This window comes from Streptomyces tsukubensis (assembly GCF_003932715.1).
Classification (GTDB): Bacteria; Actinomycetota; Actinomycetes; order Streptomycetales; family Streptomycetaceae; genus Streptomyces; species Streptomyces tsukubensis.
This window is the reverse complement of the sequence record NZ_CP020700.1, coordinates 986,528-1,003,639: the sequence shown is the minus strand read 5'-3', so window position 1 is coordinate 1,003,639 and position 17,112 is coordinate 986,528. Positions and strand designations below refer to the sequence as shown.

The 17,112-nt window shown below is 71.7% G+C and carries 13 protein-coding genes; 5 read left to right on the top strand and 8 right to left on the bottom strand.

The features are described from left to right. The first annotated feature begins 94 nt into the window (after positions 1-94). Entirely contained in the window at positions 95-658 is a 564-nt protein-coding gene (def, locus tag B7R87_RS03055; protein ID WP_006350552.1) for a peptide deformylase, read from the top strand. Positions 659-664: 6 nt separating this feature from the next. Here def and B7R87_RS03050 read toward each other — a convergent pair whose 3' ends face one another. Next, positions 665-1,363 (bottom strand): TetR family transcriptional regulator, encoded by a 699-nt coding sequence (locus tag B7R87_RS03050; RefSeq protein WP_006350553.1) that lies wholly within the window; start codon positions 1,361-1,363, stop codon positions 665-667. A gap of 166 nt (positions 1,364-1,529) precedes the next feature. Between B7R87_RS03050 and B7R87_RS03045 the strand changes: the two genes are divergently transcribed. Beyond that, positions 1,530-2,762: an acyl-CoA dehydrogenase family protein gene (locus B7R87_RS03045; protein ID WP_006350554.1), complete on the top strand. Its 1,233-nt coding sequence runs from the start codon at positions 1,530-1,532 to the stop codon at positions 2,760-2,762. A 40-nt stretch (positions 2,763-2,802) separates the two neighbouring features. On the opposite strand, the gene B7R87_RS03040 is transcribed toward B7R87_RS03045, so the two are convergent. The 3 genes from B7R87_RS03040 to B7R87_RS03030 form a co-directional block, all read right to left on the bottom strand. Further along, a complete protein-coding gene (locus B7R87_RS03040; RefSeq protein ID WP_006350555.1) occupies positions 2,803-3,294 on the bottom strand; it encodes a glutathione peroxidase in 492 nt (163 codons plus the stop codon). A 66-nt stretch (positions 3,295-3,360) separates the two neighbouring features. Next, positions 3,361-4,245: an acyl-CoA thioesterase gene (locus B7R87_RS03035; RefSeq protein WP_006350556.1), complete on the bottom strand. Its 885-nt coding sequence runs from the start codon at positions 4,243-4,245 to the stop codon at positions 3,361-3,363. 52 nt (positions 4,246-4,297) lie between these two features. After that, entirely contained in the window at positions 4,298-6,811 is a 2,514-nt protein-coding gene (locus B7R87_RS03030) for a DEAD/DEAH box helicase (protein WP_006350557.1), read from the bottom strand. Between the two features lie 268 nt (positions 6,812-7,079). Here B7R87_RS03030 and B7R87_RS03025 point away from each other — a divergent pair, with 268 nt between their 5' ends. Together B7R87_RS03025 and B7R87_RS03020 are read left to right on the top strand one after the other, a co-directional pair. Next, on the top strand, positions 7,080-7,871 hold the full coding sequence (locus B7R87_RS03025) for a metal-dependent hydrolase (protein ID WP_006350558.1): 792 nt from the start codon (positions 7,080-7,082) through the stop codon (positions 7,869-7,871). Between the two features lie 296 nt (positions 7,872-8,167). Continuing rightward, positions 8,168-8,422 (top strand): hypothetical protein, encoded by a 255-nt coding sequence (locus tag B7R87_RS03020; RefSeq protein WP_006350559.1) that lies wholly within the window; start codon positions 8,168-8,170, stop codon positions 8,420-8,422. 366 nt (positions 8,423-8,788) lie between these two features. Here B7R87_RS03020 and B7R87_RS03015 read toward each other — a convergent pair whose 3' ends face one another. The 4 genes from B7R87_RS03015 to B7R87_RS03000 form a co-directional block, all read right to left on the bottom strand. Continuing rightward, on the bottom strand, positions 8,789-10,570 hold the full coding sequence (locus B7R87_RS03015; RefSeq protein WP_006350560.1) for an ABC transporter ATP-binding protein: 1,782 nt from the start codon (positions 10,568-10,570) through the stop codon (positions 8,789-8,791). A 53-nt stretch (positions 10,571-10,623) separates the two neighbouring features. Beyond that, positions 10,624-12,453, bottom strand: a complete 1,830-nt coding sequence (locus B7R87_RS03010) for an ABC transporter transmembrane domain-containing protein (RefSeq protein ID WP_045853169.1) — start codon at positions 12,451-12,453, stop codon at positions 10,624-10,626. Between the two features lie 182 nt (positions 12,454-12,635). Continuing rightward, positions 12,636-14,111, bottom strand: a complete 1,476-nt coding sequence (locus B7R87_RS03005; RefSeq protein WP_006350562.1) for a Gfo/Idh/MocA family protein — start codon at positions 14,109-14,111, stop codon at positions 12,636-12,638. Between the two features lie 552 nt (positions 14,112-14,663). Further along, entirely contained in the window at positions 14,664-15,110 is a 447-nt protein-coding gene (locus B7R87_RS03000) for a MarR family winged helix-turn-helix transcriptional regulator (protein ID WP_006350563.1), read from the bottom strand. Positions 15,111-15,230: 120 nt separating this feature from the next. Here B7R87_RS03000 and B7R87_RS02995 point away from each other — a divergent pair, with 120 nt between their 5' ends. Next, positions 15,231-17,039: an ABC transporter ATP-binding protein gene (locus B7R87_RS02995; protein WP_006350564.1), complete on the top strand. Its 1,809-nt coding sequence runs from the start codon at positions 15,231-15,233 to the stop codon at positions 17,037-17,039. The last annotated feature ends 73 nt before the right edge of the window (positions 17,040-17,112 follow it).

Sequence of the window (17,112 nt, the reverse complement as noted above, 5' to 3'; positions counted from 1 at the left end):
TCGGTCGACCCCAGCCTATCCAGGTCCGGCCCGGCCGCCTTACCGCGGCACCGCGCCACGCGGACCCGGGCGGCCGGAACGTACCCTTGCGCCCATGCGAAACCGGCCGATCCCCGGCAGTTCCGGACGCGTACGGCCCGTCGGCCTGTTCCGCGATCCGGTGCTGCACGCCCCCTGTGAGACCGTCACCGACTTCGGACCCGGGCTGCACCGGCTCGTCGAGGACATGTTCGCGACGATGTACGCGGCCCGGGGGGTGGGCCTGGCGGCCAATCAGGTGGGGGTGGGGCTGCGGGTGTTCGTCTACGACTGCCCCGACGACGAGGACGTCCGGCACCTCGGGCATCTCGTCAACCCCCGGCTGGTCGAGGCCGACGGGCTCGAACTGCGCGGGCCCGAGGGCTGTCTCTCACTGCCCGGCCTGGAAGCGGGCACCCCGCGGTACGACCGGGCCGTGGTCGAGGGCTTCACCGTCGCCGGTGTGCCGGTACGGGTGGAGGGCACCGGATTCTTCGCGCGCTGCCTCCAGCACGAGACCGATCATCTCGACGGCGTCGTGTACGCGGACCGGCTCACCGGTCTGCGCCGTACCAGGCTGCTGCGCGCGGTCGCACGGGCACCCTGGGCCGAGGCCTCCGTACGCCGTCCGGCCGGGTAAGGCGGTTCAGAAGCCCGGGCTGCCGTCGCGGTCGGCGACGGAGGAGAGACGTCCCCACAGCAGATCGGTGAGGTCCTCGACGAGCTCGGCGCGGGAGCACGGGCGCTCCCCGAGCCACCAGTCGCCCGCGGCATGCATCATGCCGACGATGCCGTGTCCCCACACCCGGGCCCGCCGGGCGCCGTCCGGACCGAGGTCGACCCGCTCCCCGATGACCTGCGCCAGCTCCTCGCCCAGCCGCCGCAGCACGGGAGCGGAGTGCCGTCCGATGTCGAATCCGGCCTCCGGCTGCGGGGCCTGGTCCGCTTGGTCCGCCGGTGCGGTCGCGGTCTGCGCGGCCGTCGCGGCGTTTTCAGCGGGGTGCATCAGGAAGCGGTACACCTGCGGGCGCGCCTCGATGGCGGCGAGGTAGGTGTCGAGGGTGGCGGCGACCCGCTGCCGGCGTTCGGCGGGGGCGTCGAGCGCCGCGCGCAGCGAGTCCAGCAGGGCGTCGGTGTGTCTTTTGGCCAGGGCCCGGTAGAGGCCGCCCTTGTCACCGAAGTGCCGGTAGAGGATCGGCTTGGTGATGCCAGCCTCGGCGGCGATGGCGTTCATGGACGCCCCGGGGCCGTCCCGCAGGACCACCCGGTCCGCCGCCTCCAGCAGCTCGCGGCGGCGCTGCCGGGCCGTCCGGTCCTGGTCGGTCGCCTGCCGTGTGGTGTCCATAGGTCGTTCTCCCCGCCCGTCCGATGTGCCTGACGCCTGCGAAAACTAACACCCCGCGCAGCCCGGACGGCCGGGTGCCGGATCTGTTGACAGGCTCTACCACCCGGTAACAGACTGCCGTTACTGCGAGTAACTCGTGGTTGTTGATCGCGGCGCCGGAGGGGACATGGCGAACTTCACGTTGGAGCTGAACGACGAGCAGAAGCAGGTGCGGGACTGGCTGCACGGCTTCGCGTCGGACGTGATGCGCCCGGCCGCCGCCGAGTGGGACGAGCGCGAGGAGACCCCCTGGCCGGTCATCCAGGAGGCCGCCAGGATCGGCGTCTACTCTCTCGACTTCTACGCTCGGCAGTACTTCGATCCCACCGGCCTCGGCATCCCGCTCGCCATGGAGGAGCTGTTCTGGGGCGACGCCGGGATCGCGCTCTCCATCGTCGGCACCGGGCTCGCCGCGGTCGGTGTCCTCACCAACGGCACCGAGGAGCAGATCGGCACCTGGATCCCCCAGATGTACGGGGACGCGGACCAGGTCAGGGTCGCGGCCTTCTGCTCCTCCGAGCCCGACGCCGGATCCGATGTCGGAGCCCTGCGCACCCGCGCGGTGTACGACGAGGCCAAGGACGAGTGGGTGCTCGACGGCACCAAGACCTGGGCCACCAACGGCGGTATCGCCCATGTGCATGTGGTGGTGGCCGTCGTCGATCCTGAGCTCGGCAGCCGGGGACACGCCTCGTTCGTCGTCCCGCCGGGGACCCCCGGACTGAGCCAGGGCCAGAAGTTCAGGAAGCACGGCATCCGCGCCTCGCACACCGCCGAGGTGGTCCTGGACGGCGTCCGCGTTCCCGGCGACTGCCTCCTCGGCGGCAAGGAGAAACTCGACGAGCGCCTCGCCCGCGCCCGGGAGCGGGCCCGCGGCGGCCCCGCGGGCGCACGGGGAGGAAACGCGGCCATGGCGACCTTCGAGGCCTCCCGTCCCGCGGTGGGGGCGATGGCGGTCGGCACCGCCCGCGCCGCGTACGAGATCGCCCTCGACTACGCCCGTACCCGCACCCAGTTCGGCCGGCCCGTCATCGACAACCAGGGCATCGCATTCCAGCTCGCCGATATGCGCACCCGTATCGACGCGGCCCGGCTGCTGGTGTGGCGGGCCTCCTGGATGGCGGCCGCGGGCAAGCCCTTCGACGCCGCCGAAGGGTCGATGTCCAAGCTGTACGCGGGCGAGGTCGCCAAGGACGTCACCGCGCGGGCCGTGCAGATACTCGGCGGCAACGGCTTCACCCGCGACTACCCGGTGGAGCGCATGCACCGGGACGCCGCCATCTACACGATCTTCGAGGGGACCAGCGAAATCCAGCGGCTGGTGATCGCCCGGGCCCTCTCCGGTGTCCCCATCCGCTGACCGGGCGCCCCGGAGCCGGGCTCCGGGGCGCGGCGGTGCGTCAGACGGGCAGCAGCCGTCCGATCGCCGCGACCAGCTCGGGCGCGTCCGGCTCCGTCCGGGGCCGGAACCGGCCGGCGACCGTACCGTCCGGGCCGATCAGGAACTTCTCGAAGTTCCACTGCACATCACCGGCCGCGCCCTCCGCATCGGCCGTCCGGGTCAGCTCCGTGTACAGCGGATGCCGCCCGGCACCGTTGACGTCGGCCTTCTCCAGCATCGGGAAGGTCACCCCGTACGTCGACGAACAGAACACGCCGATCTCCTCGGCGCTGCCCGGCTCCTGCCCGCCGAACTGGTTGCACGGCACACCGACAACGGTGAAACCGCGCTCGGCGTACTCCTTCTGGAGCTGCTCCAGACCGGCGTACTGGGGCGTCAGGCCGCATTTCGACGCGACGTTCACCACCAGCACCACCGAACCCCGGTGGGCCTCCAGGGACGTCGGTTCGCCGTTCAGGGTCCGCAGGGGAATGTCGTACAGCGTTGTCATCTCACAACTCCTCGTCTCGGCAAACACAGGGGCGCACAGGGGGGCCGGGGAACCGGACCGGGTCCCTCAGGCGGCGGGGTTCAGCGGGCGGAACAGCCCCTCCTGCACCACGGACACCAGCAGTTCGCCCGCACGGTTGTAGATCCGGCCCCGGGCCAGGCCCCGGCCGCCCGTGGAGATCGGAGACTCCTGGTCGTACAGGAACCACTCGTCCGCCCGGAACGGCCGGTGGAACCACATCGCGTGGTCCAGGGACGCCATGTCGTACCCCCGCCGCCCCCAGAGCGGTTCGACCGGGATCCGTACCGCGTCCAGCAGGGTCATATCACTGGCGTACGTCAGGGCACAGGTGTGGACCAGCGGATCGTCGCCCAGCGGCCCCATCGCCCGCATCCACACCGCGCTGCGCGGATCGGACTCCTTCTCCTTCACCTCTTCCGGCGTCCACCGCAGCTTCTCCGTGTACCGGATGTCGAAGGGCTGGCGGCGGGCCATCCGCTCCAGCGGCTCCGGCAGCGCACCCAGATGCTCCCGGATCTCGTCCGCCACCTTCGGCAGCGTCTCGGGATCCGGGAAATCGGCCCGCGGCGGCAGCTGGTGCTCGATGCTCCCGGACTCGGGAAGGTGGAAGGAGGCCGTCAGATTGAAGATCGTCCGGCCCTCCTGCACCGCCGTGACCCGGCGCGTGGTGAAGGAGCGGCCGTCCCTCACCCGCTCGACCTGGTAGACGATCGGGACCCCGGGCCGGCCCGGACGGAGGAAGTAGGCGTGCAGCGAGTGCACCGGACGCTCGCCGTCCGTGGTGCGGCCCGCCGCCACCAGGGCCTGTCCCGCGACCTGGCCGCCGAAGACCCGCTGCAGGGACTCGTCGGGGCTGAGCCCGCGGAAGATGTTCACCTCGATGCGTTCCAGGTCGAGCAGATCGACCAGACGCTCCACCGGATTCGTCATCGCACTTCCTTCATTCGTTTCACCGGTGCGTGGACCCCGCCGGGGGCCGGGGTCACAGCTGCCCCACGGCCGTGACCCGGACGACCGCCCGGCCCTCTTCGTCGGAGGCCGCGAGATCGACCTCGGCGCTGATCCCCCAGTCGTGGTCGCCGTTCGGATCGGCGAAGATCTGCCGGACCCGCCACAGACCGTGCGGCTCGTCCTCCTCGATGAGCAGCAGCTTGGGGCCGCGCGCGTCCGGACCGGTGCCCAGATCGTCGTACTCGTCCCAGTACGCGTCCATCGCCTCGCCCCAGGCGTCCGCGGTCCAGCCCGACTCCTCGTCCAGCTCGCCCAGCACGCCCACCTTGTCCAGGGCCGCCAGCTCCACCCGCCGGAACATTGCGTTCCGGACGAGGACCCGGAAGGCGCGGGCATTGGCCGTGACCGGCCTGACCTGGTCCGCCCTCTCCTGGGCCTCTTCGGCGGACTCCACCTCGGGATTGGCGAGCTGCTCCCACTCGTCCAGCAGCGACGAGTCCACCTGGCGCACCATCTCGCCCAGCCAGGCGATCAGGTCCTGGAGGTCCTCGGACTTCAGATCGTCCGGGATCGTGTGCTCCAGCGCCTTGTACGCGCCCGCCAGATAGCGCAGCACGATGCCCTCGGTCCGCGCCAGCTCGTAGAACGAGGTGAACTCGGTGAACGACAGCGCCCGCTCGTACATGTCCCGGATCACGGACTTCGGCGAGACCGGATGGTCACCGACCCAGGGGTGGCTCTTGCGGTAGACGTCGTACGCGTGCCACAGCAGCTCCTCCAGCGGTTTCGGGTACGTCACCTCCTGGAGCCGCTCCATCCGCTCCTCGTACTCGACGCCGTCCGCCTTCATCGCGGCCACCGCCTCGCCGCGCGCCTTGTTCTGCTGGGCGGCGAGGATCTGCCGGGGGTCGTCCAGTGTCGACTCCACCACGGAGACCATGTCCAGCGCGTACGACGGCGACTCCGGGTCCAGCAGCTCGAAGGAGGCGAGCGCGAAGGTCGACAGCGGCTGGTTCAGCGCGAAGTCGTGCTGGAGGTCGACGGTCAGCCGGACGATCCGGCCCTGGGCGTCGGGCTCGGGCAGCCGCTCGACGACCCCGCCGTCCAGCAGCGAACGGTAGATCGCGATGGCCCGCCGGATATGCCGCAGCTGGTTGCGGCGCGGCTCGTGGTTGTCCTCCAGCAGGTGACGCATCGCGTCGAAGGCGTTGCCCGGGCGGGCGATCACCGACAGCAGCATCGTGTGGGTCACATTGAACCGTGAGGTCAGCGGCTCCGGATCGGATTCGATGAGCTTCTCGAAGGTCGAGTCCGACCAGGCGACGAAGCCCTCCGGAGCCTTCTTGCGGACGACCTTGCGGCGCTTCTTCGGATCGTCGCCCGCCTTGGCCAGCGCCTTCTCGTTCTCGATGACGTGCTCGGGAGCCTGGGCGACGACCAGACCCGCCGTATCGAAACCGGCCCGCCCGGCGCGGCCCGCGATCTGGTGGAACTCGCGGGCCCGCAGGGTGCGGACGCGGCTGCCGTCGTACTTGGTGAGCGCAGTGAACAGCACCGTACGGATCGGTACGTTCACCCCGACGCCGAGGGTGTCCGTACCGCAGATCACCTTCAGCAGGCCCGCCTGCGCCAGCTTCTCCACCAGCCTGCGGTACTTGGGCAGCATGCCCGCGTGGTGGACCCCGATGCCGTGGCGGACGTACCGCGAGAGATTGCGGCCGAACTTCGTGGTGAAGCGGAAGCTCCCGATCAGCTCCGCGATCTGTTCCTTCTCCTCGCGCGAGCACATGTTGATGCTCATCAGGGACTGCGCCCGCTCCACCGCCGCCGCCTGGGTGAAGTGCACGATGTACACCGGCGCCTGCCGGGTCTGGAGCAGTTCGGTCAGCGTCTCCGTGATCGGGGTGCGCCGGTACTCGTACGAGAGCGGGACCGGGCGGGTCGCCGAGCGGACCACCGCGGTGGGGCGGCCGGTGCGGCGCGTCAGGTCCTGCTCGAAGCGCGAGACGTCCCCGAGGGTCGCAGACATCAGCACGAACTGCGCCTGCGGCAGCTCCAGCAGCGGGATCTGCCAGGCCCAGCCGCGGTCCGGCTCCGCATAGAAGTGGAACTCGTCCATCACGACCTGGCCGATATCGGCGTTCCTGCCGTCGCGCAGCGCGATGGAGGCCAGTACCTCGGCGGTGCAGCAGATCACCGGCGCGTCTGCGTTGACGGACGCGTCACCGGTCAGCATGCCGACGTTCTCGGTGCCGAAGAGCTTGCAGAGATCGAAGAACTTCTCCGACACCAGCGCCTTGATGGGCGCGGTGTAGAAGGTGACCTCGTCCCGGGCCAGCGCCGCGAAGTGCGCCCCCGCTGCCACCATGGACTTCCCCGAGCCGGTGGGCGTGGAGAGGATCACGTTCGCCCCCGACACCACTTCGATCAGTGCCTCCTCCTGCGCCGGGTACAGCGAGAGGCCCCGGCCCTCCGCCCAGGAGGAAAAAGCCTCGAAGAGGGCATCGGGGTCGGCATCCGGCGGCAGCTGATCAATGAGGGTCACGCCCCCCATCTTGCCTGGCGCACCCCGATCGGTTCACCCCGGACCGGGGATCCGGGCGGCGGACCCAAGATCACGGACGGTACGCTGCCCTGTCGGCCGGGGTGTGCCCGGGCGCGGAGCGGCCCGGTGGTACGGGGCCGGCGCGACCGGACCGAACGGGGAGGGACCGGTTCCGCCGGGCCGGCGCGCAGACGACGACACAACGACGGCGATCCGCGGGACCGGGCGGCGACGGCCGGGACCGGGGACGGCCGGGGGCGGGGACACCATGATGGGACCGGCACACTCACTGTCCGGAGCGGCGGCCTGGCTGGGGGTGGGCGCGGCGACCGCGGCAGCCGGACACGCCATGCCCTGGCCGGTGCTCGTCGTCGGGGCGCTGATCTGCGCGGGCGCCGCACTCGCCCCCGATCTCGACCACAAGGCGGCGACGATCTCCCGGGCCTTCGGCCCCGTCTCCAAGGCGCTCTGCGAAATCGTCGACAAACTCTCCTTCGCCGTCTACAAAGCGACCCGGAAACCCGGCGACAAGCGCCGCACCGGGGGGCACCGCACCCTGACCCACACCTGGGTGTGGGCCGTGATGATCGGCGGCGGCGCGTCCGCGCTGGCCGTGACCGGCGGACGCTGGGCAGTCCTGGCGATCCTCTTCGTCCATCTGGTGCTGGCGGTCGAGGGCCTGCTGTGGCGGGCCGCGCGCGTCTCCAGCGACGTCCTCGTCTGGCTGCTGGGCGCCGCCGGCGCCTGGATTCTGGCCGGGGTCCTCGACCAGCCGGGCAACGGCTCCGACTGGTTGTTCAGCGCGCCCGGCCAGGAGTACCTCTGGCTGGGGCTGCCGATCGTGCTGGGCGCCCTCGTCCACGACATCGGCGACTCCCTGACCGTGTCGGGCTGCCCGATCCTCTGGCCGATCCCCATCGGCAACCGGCGCTGGTACCCCATCGGCCCGCCGAAGGCCCTGCGCTTCCGGGCCGGGAGCTGGGTGGAACTGAAGGTGCTGATGCCGGTGTTCATGCTGCTCGGGGGAGTGGGCGGGGCGTCGGCGCTGAACGTGTTCTGACGGGGGCGGGCACGTCGCCCGGGTCCCGCGGCCGGTACCGGGGGCGGGGGCACGGGTTCGGGAGCACGGCCCGGGAGCCCTTCCGGTGCCGTGTCCGATCCGGCGAGGGCCTCGGGGGATACGGGCCCGCTTTCCCGGTGGAAAATTCCGTCACCCGTTCGGTACGGGTTGTCCACAGGGGGTGGCGGAGCGGGACCGTCCGGGCCTACGGTCCGATCAGTCGCCGATCCGGCGGCCCAGCCGTTCCGGCCGCTCCGGCCCCTGTGCCGCCGCGGCCCGCGCACCCGGGAGCGCTTATGCGCCGTCGCCGTCCGACCACAGTCCTGCTCGCCTTCACCGCCTCCGCGGCGCTGCTGATCGGCGGCGCGGGACAGCTCGCCAAGATGATCATTCCCGACTCGCCGCGCGCGGCGTCCGCCGAGGTGGTCCCGGTGCTCATCGGCGGTTTCCTCATCGGCGCGGCCGCCCAGCTCGTGGGCGGCGGCGGCGACGCGGGCGCGCCGGACCGGGTCATATCGGCGATGAACAAGGCGGAACTGGTCGGCGCCTGACGCCGGATCCGGCCCGTCGGTGGTACCGCGAAGGCCGCCCGGCCGGGTCCGGGCGCCGCGGACGGCGATGTGGTGGGTATCGGACGGCCGGACCGGGACCCGGGCCGGGGGGGTGTGCTCATCGGGTACGCCTTCCGATGGGCCGGACGGCCCGAGCCGCGCCCCCGGAGGAACCGGCCGCCGGGCCGGTGGGCGGACGGCGGTCGCCCGCAAGCCCGCCGGTGGGCGGGACGGGCGACCGGCCCGCTTCGATCACACCGCCACGACCGTATCCGCGGGCCCGCCGGGCCGGGGCGGACGGTATCTGGGCCGCGCCCGCTTTCGGCGTGCCGCCCCACCGCCCCACCCGGCCCGGGAGTGGTTCCGTCAGCCGTGCCAGGATCGCCAGAGCGCCGAGTAGGGCCCGCCCGCGGCGACCAGTTCGTCGTGGTGGCCCAGCTCGGTGATCCGGCCCGCCTCGACCACCGCGATCACATCCGCGTCGTGCGCGGTGTGCAACCGGTGGGCGATCGCCACCACGGTACGGCCCTCCAGCACCCGCGACAGCGAACGCTCCAGCTCCCGGGCGGCCCGCGGATCCAGCAGGGAGGTCGCCTCGTCGAGCACCAGGGTGTGCGGATCGGCCAGGACCAGCCGGGCCAGCGCGATCTGCTGCGCCTGGGCGGGCGTCAACGCCAGACCGCCGGAACCGACCTCCGTGTCCAGACCGTCCGCCAGGGCCCGTGCCCAGCCGTCCGCGTCGACGACGGCGAGCGCGTCCCACAGCTCCCCGTCCGGCGCCTCGTTCCGCGCCAGCCGCAGATTGTCCCGGAGCGAGCCGACGAACACATGGTGCTCCTGATTGACCAGCGCCACATGCTCCCGCACCCGCTCCGCGGACATCCGGGACAGCTCCGCGTCACCGAGGGCGACCCGTCCCGACCGGGGGCCGTAGATCCCGGCGAGCAGACGGCCCAGGGTCGACTTCCCGGCCCCCGAAGGGCCGACCAGCGCGACCCGGCTCCCCGGCGGCACCGACAGCGACACATCGTGCAGGACGTCGACGCCTTCGCTGTAGCCGAAGCGGACCTCGTCGGCGCGCATATCGCGCCCCTCGGGCCGCAGCTCGGCGTCGCCCGCGTCGGGCTCTATCTCCCGCACGCCCACCAGCCGGGCCAGCGAAACCTGCGCCACCTGCAGTTCGTCGTACCAGCGCAGAATGATGCCGACGGGCTCCACCAGCATCTGTGCCAGCAGGGCGCCCGTGGTCAGCTGGCCGATGTCCAGCCAGCCCTTGAGCACAAACACGCCGCCCATCATCAGCACGGAGACGAGGACCACGGTGTGGGCCGTGTTGACCACGGGGAAGAGCACGGAGCGCAGATAGAGCGTGTACCGCTCCCAGGCGGCCCACTCCTTGACCCGCCGGTCCGAGAGTTCGATCCGGCGGCGCCCCAGCCGGTGGGACTCGACGGTGCGGCCCGCGTCGACGGTCTCGGCGAGAGCGGCGGCCACGCCCGCGTATCCGGCGGCCTCCGAGCGGTAGGCCGAAGGCGCCCGGCGGAAGTACCACCGGCAGGCGACGATCAGCAGGGGAGCGGCGACCAGGACGGACAGGGCCAGCGGCGGTGCCGTGACCGCGAGTCCGGCGATCAGCAGCCCCGCCCACACCACCCCGATGGCGAGCTGCGGCACGGCCTCCCGCATGGCATTGGCGAGCCGGTCGATATCGGTCGTGATCCGGGAGAGCAGATCACCGGTCCCCGCGCGCTCCAGCACCCCCGGAGGCAGCCGCACCGACCGTACGAGGAAGTCCTCGCGCAGATCGGCGAGCATCTCCTCGCCGAGCGTCACCCCGCGCAGCGCCACCATCCGGACGAACAACGTCTGGAGCAGCAGCGCGACCGTGAACAGTGCGATCGTGCGGCCCAGAGGCAGCTCGCGCGCGCCCTCTTCGAGCCGGTTCACCACGGATCCCAGCAGATACGGACCCACCATCGAGGCGAGCACCGCGAGCGCCTGGACCGTGATCAGAGCGGTGAAGGCGCGGCGGTGCCGGCGTATCAGTTCCCCCGCGTAGGACCGAACGGTGGCCGCGCCGGCGACGGGCAGAGTCGTCGCCGACTCGGGGGCCGCCGGATCGTACTCCGGCGGCATCACCCGGAACATGGTCATTCCTCCTGAAGGCTGAAGGTGTGCATGGCAACTGCCGGGCCCGCTGGTCAGGCGGGGACACCGGCCGTCCGTCCGGCGCCGGGCTCGGGCTCACGGGCGACGACGGCCCGGTAGCGGGGCTCGGACCGCAGCAACTCGCGGTGGGTGCCGACGGCGGCGACCGTGTCGCCGTCCACCAGGACCACCCGGTCCGCCAGGTCGAGCAGCAGCGGCGAGGAGGCGAGGACCACGGTCGTGCGGGTGTCCCGGAGCTGTTGGATGCCCGCGGCGATCCGGGCCTCGGTGTGCGAGTCCACGGCCGAGGTCGGCTCGTCGAGCACCAGCACTTCCGGGTCGGTCACCAGGGAGCGGGCCAGTGCCAGCCGCTGGCGCTGGCCGCCGGAGAGCGACCTGCCGCGTTCCGTGATCGGGGTCTCCATGGGGTCGGCCGCGCCGTCCGTGCCCGTCGCCGCCCGGGCCAGCGCGTCGAGGACATCGCCGCACTGGGCCGCGCCCAGCGCGTCCGCGGCGGAGACCCGGCCGGACGAAGGCACGTCCAGCAGCTCCCGCAGCGTGCCGGAGAGCAGCACCGGCTCCTTGTCCTGGACCAGGACTGCGGTCCGTGCCTCCTCCAGCGGCAGTTCGTCCAGCGGGACCTTTCCGAGCGTCACGGAGGGGGCCGCCGGGGCGACCGGCGCCGTATCCGACTCCGGCTCGTCACCGTCCCGCGCCGGGACGACGTCGCCTGCCGGGTGTCCGCCCAGCCGTTCGGCCAGGTTTCCGGCGGCGTCCGGGTCGCCGCAGACGACGGCGGTCAGCAGACCCTCGGGCGCCAGCAGGCCCGTCACCGGGTCGTACAGATCACCGGTCGGGCGCCCGTGGTCGTGGCCGGTCGTGGTGACCGTCCGCTCCAGCGCCAGCACCCGGGCCGCCCGCTTGGCGGACGGCTTCGAGTACGAGTAGGCCAGGGCGATCTCTTCGACGTTCCGCATCGGGTGCTGGGCCAGCAGCACCGCGCTGTACACCGTGACCAGCTCGCCGACGGTGATCCGGCCGTCGAGGGCCAGCTGGGCACCGTACGCCACCACTGTCAGCATCAGTGCGCCGGGCAGCAGCACCTGCACGGCGGAGATCAGCGACCAGGTGCGGGCGGCGCGTACGGCGGCGCCGCGCACCTCCTGCGAAGCCTCCCGGTAGCGGTTCAGGAAGAGTTCCTCGCCGCCGATACCGCGCAGCACGCGCAGTCCCGCGACCGTGTCGGCGGCCAGCTCGGTCGCGTATCCGGCCTTCTCGCGCTGGATGTCGGCGCGGGCGGAGGCGTGCGGCAGCAGCGGCAGCACCGCCAGGGCGACGACGGGGAAGCCGATGGCGACGACGACGCCGAGGGCAGGCTGGTAGATCACCAGCGCGGTACAGACGATGAGCACCGTCGTCGCGGCGGCCACGAAGCGGGACATCGCCTCGACGATCCAGCCGATCTTCTCCACATCGCCGGTCGAGACGGCGACGACCTCGCCCGCCGCGACCCTGCGGGTCAGGACGGAGCCGAGGTCGGCGGTCTTGCGGGCCAGCAGCTGCTGGGCACGGGCGGCGGCGGTGATCCAGTTGGTGACGGTCGCCCGGTGCAGCATCGCGTCCCCGAGCGCGATGCCGATGCCCAGCCCGGCGATCAGCAGCCCCGCGAGGGCCAGCCCTCTGCCGTCCCGGTCGACCACTGCCTGGACGGCGATCCCGGTGCCCACCGCCAGACCGGCGATGCAGAGCTGGTTGAGCAAACCCCAGCCGAGGGCTCTCGCCTGGCCGCCGAGCTGATGCCGGAAGAGCCAGACCAGAAATCGCGCGCCCGAACGCACATCAGGTTTACCGGGATCTCTGTAGGGAAGATTGTGGATCTGCATCATGTCCCAGCACAGGTCGAGGGTGGTGCAAACCGTGCAAGGTTCGCTCCACCGGACCCGATTGCGCAATCGGTTTTCGGGCGTTGTGAGTACCTCCACAGGGGGTGGGGAGCGGCAGCCGTGCCGGGCTCCCGCTCCCCCGGGCCCTCCACCGCACTCGGGTTCAAGAGGGACTCTTCGGATCAGTCCGAAGGTTTGGCCGAATCCACACCCGGCCGGGTCCGCCGCCACTCGCCCCGGGTGAAGTCGGGTATCGGCAGCGGGGCGCCCTGAGCCTTGATCGACAGGTGGCTCAGCGGCACCGGCGCCGTCCAGACCGCCGCGTCGTACACGTCGAAGTCGGGGACCAGCCCGAGGCGCATGGTCTGCACGAGGCGGAAGAGCATGATGTAGTCCATGCCGCCGTGGCCGCCGGGCGGATTGGCGTGCTCCTTCCACAGCCAGTGGTCCCAGTCGGCGTACCGGGCGAAATCGCCCCAGCGGTGGTCGGTGTGATCGGGCTCGACGTAGATCCGTGCCGGATAGTCCTCGAAGACGCCCTTGGTGCCGCCGAGGCTGTTGATCCTGCTGTACGGGTGCGGGGTCGACACATCGTGCTCCAGCCTGATGATCCGGCCCTTCGCCGTCCGCACCATGCTGACCGTGCGGTCCGCGGAGACGTACGACTCCTTGAAGCTGGGGTCTCCCGGTGCCATGTGCGCCTCGCGGTACTCGGCGAGGCCCAGCGCGGGGGTGCCGAAGCTGGAGATGCTGACGACCCGGTCGCCCCGGTTGACGTCCATGTAGTTCGCCACCGGGCCGAATCCGTGGTTCGGATAGAGATCGCCGCGGAGTCTGGTGTGCCACAGCCGCCGCCAGGGCCCCTCGTAGTAAGCCGGGTCGAACATCAGCTCGCGCAGATCGTGGTTGTACGCGCCCGCTCCGTGCAGCAGCTCCCCGAACAGGCCCGCGTGTGCCATCCGCAGGACCCGCATCTCGTTCCTGCCGTAGCAGCAGTTCTCCAGCTGCATGCAGTGGCGGCGGGTGCGCTCGGAGAGGTCGACCAGGGCCCACAGCTCGTCGAGCCGCATCGCGACGGGACACTCCACGCCGACGTGCTTGCCGCCGAGGAGCGCTGCCTCGGCCATGGCGAAGTGGGTCTCCCAGGGCGTGGCGACATAGACCAGGTCGAGGTCCCCGCGCTCGCAGAGGTCGCGGTAGTCGTCCTCGCCCTTGGCGTAGACGGCGGGGGAGGGCTGCCCGGCCGCCACGACCTTGGCGGCGGCGCGTTCGCACTTCGCCTTCACCGGGTCGCAGAGGGCGACGACTCTCACCCCGGGCAGGGCGAGGAACAGGTCGATCATGCTGCCGCCGCGGTTGCCGAGGCCGATGATGCCGACCCGTACGGTGCTGCGGCGTTCGAAGGGGACACCGGCCATGGTCCGGCCGCGGCGCGGGGGAGAGGCGGCGTATCCGTCTGCCGCGGATGCCGCGTCGGCGGCTTCCACCGCGGTGGCCGGCGGGGCGCCGAAGGTTCCGGCGGCTCCGGCGGCGACCCCTGCTCCGGCGACCCCGGCGGAGGTCCGCAGCACGGACCGCCGGGTGGGTCCGCCGGAGGGCAGGTGGGAGTCCGGGACATCGTTGTCGGAACCGTGGTCAGGTGTGGCTGCGTCGTTCATCGACCCTCCAGTGGGGGAGCTGATGGTGCGCTGCTGTTGCTGAACCTCGGTCAGCACGATGGTGGTTGAGATCGCTGATGCGCAAGAGGGCCGCTGGGGCGGGTGGGCCGGTGCGGGGACCGATGGCGGGTTGGGCGCCCTTGCGGGCCGGGTGGCCATGCGCTTCCCGGTCGGCGGCGGTGGGGGAATGTTCCTGAAGGTGATGTGCGGAGCGGAATGCCGGAGTGGGCGAAGCGGATGGGAACGGGAGGGAGTGAGGAGTAGGGTCGCAGGTCACGGAGGTGCTCCCCACGAGTGCGGGGATGGCCCCCGGCTCTGGCGCGGTACCCCGGCCGCGGCCTAGTGCTCCCCGCGGGCGCGGGGATGGCCCGGTTCCGGAGTGCAGGAAGTGGGTGTACTCGCTGTGCTCCCCGTGGGCGCGGGGATGGCCCCCCGGGCGGGCCGTCGACATCGACGCTGACCTTGTGCTCCCCACGGACGCGGGGATGGTCCCGGATTCACCGTGCCGTAGTCGACGCCGTTGCAGCGCTCCCCGCCCCGCGGGGTTTCGCGTCAGCAGGTGTGCGGGCCCGAGTCCACCAGGGTCGACAGCAGGGCGCCGAAGTCCGCGCGCTGGCGGGGGGTGAGCGGGGACAGGATGTCCTCCGCGGCCTCGCGGCGGGCCTCCCGCAGGGCGCGGAGGGTGGCGCGGCCGGTGTCGGTCAGCTCGACCCGTATCACCCGGCGGTTCTCCGCGTCGGGGGCGCGGCGGACCCGGCCCGCCGCCTCCAGACCGTCCACCAGGGTGGTCACCGCACGCGGCACCACCTCCAGACGGGCCGCGAGGTCGGCCATCCGCGGCGGCCGCTCCTCCTGGGCGAGGGCGCGCAGCAGCCGTGACTGCGCGGGGGTGATCGCCACTCCGGCCGACTCCAGCCTGCGCTGCTGACTGCGGTGGATCCGCCGGGTCAGCCGCAGCAACTGCTCGGCCAGCAGGCCGTCGGGCTCGGGTGTGGTCATACGGGAACAATATCAGGACGTTATTCATTGTGCATATAGGTAACTATGAACTATGCTCGCTTTGTCGTCGTGCCGGACGGCGACCCGGGCGGGCCCGGTGCCGGGCCGCGGAGGGAGACCATGCGCCAAGAAACGTCCACCTGGACACCCCCGGCCCGGACGCCGGAGCAGCCGCCCGCGCAGGTGCGGCGGATCCTCCGGCTCTTCCGTCCCTACCGGGGCCGTCTCGCCCTCGTCGGGCTGCTCGTCGGTGCGTCGGCGCTCGTCTCCGTCGCCTCCCCGTTCCTGCTGAAGGCCGTTCTCGACACCGCGATTCCGCAGGGCCGCACGGGGCTCCTCGGTCTGCTGGCCCTCGGGATGATCCTCGCCGCCGTGCTCAACAGCGTCTTCGGTGTGCTCCAGACGCTGATCTCGACCACGGTCGGCCAGCGTGTGATGCACGATCTGCGGACCGCTGTCTATGCCCGGCTCCAGCAGATGCCCCTGGCCTTCTTCACGCGGACGCGCACCGGCGAGGTCCAGTCCCGGATCGCCAACGACATCGGCGGGATGCAGGCGACCGTCACCTCCACCGCCACCTCCCTGGTCTCCAACCTCACTGCTGTGGTCGCGACCGTCGTCGCCATGCTCGCGCTCGAATGGCGGCTCACGGTGGTCTCGCTGCTTCTGCTGCCGGTGTTCGTCTGGATCAGCCGGCGGGTCGGCCGCGAGCGCAAGAAGATCACCACGCACCGGCAGAAGCAGATGGCGGCGATGGCCGCCACGGTGACGGAGTCCCTCTCCGTCAGCGGCATCCTCCTGGGGCGCACGATGGGGCGGGCCGATTCGCTGACCCGCTCCTTCGCACGGGAGTCGGAGCAGCTCGTCGATCTGGAAGTCCGGTCCAGCATGGCCGGGCGCTGGCGGATGTCCGTGATCGGCATCGTCATGGCGGCGATGCCCGCCGTCATCTACTGGGCCGCCGGTCTGGCCCTGACCCATGGCGGGGCGGCGATCTCCATCGGGACCCTGGTCGCCTTCGTCTCCCTCCAGCAGGGGTTGTTCCGGCCCGCGGTCAGCCTGCTCTCCACGGGTGTGGACATGCAGACGTCGCTCGCCCTGTTCCAGCGCATCTTCGAATACCTCGACCTGCCGGTGGACATCACCGAGCCCGAGCGCCCCGTCAGACTGGAGAAGGCCCGGGGCGAGGTCCGCTTCGAAGGGGTCCGCTTCGGATACGAGGCCGGGCAGCCCCCGACGCTCGACGGTATCGACATCACCGTTCCGGCGGGCCGCAGCCTCGCGGTGGTGGGCCCGACCGGCTCCGGCAAGTCGACCCTGAGCTATCTCGTACCCCGGTTGTACGACGTGACCGACGGCCGGGTCACCCTCGACGGCGTCGACGTCCGCGATCTCGACTTCGACAGCATCGCCCGGTCCGTCGGAGTCGTCTCCCAGGAGACGTACCTCTTCCATGCCTCCGTCGCCGAGAATCTGCGCTTCGCCAAACCCGACGCCACCGACGCCGAACTGGAGACGGCGGCCCGGGCCGCGCAGATACACGAGCACATCGCCGGTCTCCCCGATGGTTACGACACCTTGGTGGGGGAGCGCGGCTACCGCTTCTCGGGCGGTGAGAAGCAGCGGCTGGCCCTGGCCCGCACGATTCTGCGGGACCCGCCCGTGCTCGTCCTCGACGAAGCGACCAGCGCCCTCGACACCCGTACCGAGCACGCCGTGCAGCAGGCCATCGACGCGCTCTCGGCGGGGCGCACCACGATCACCATCGCCCATCGGCTGTCGACCGTCCGGGACGCGGACGAGATCGTGGTCCTCGACGGCGGCCGGATCGCCGAACGGGGCACGCACGACGAACTGCTCGCGCTGGAGGGCCGTTACGCCGAACTGATCCGCGGCCATGCCCGGGAGGCTGTACCGGCGGTGCCGTGACCATGCGAGGCCGCCCCCGGCGAGGCACGCCGCGGGCTCCGGCGCGTGCCGGGGGCGAGACGGGCCCGCCGAG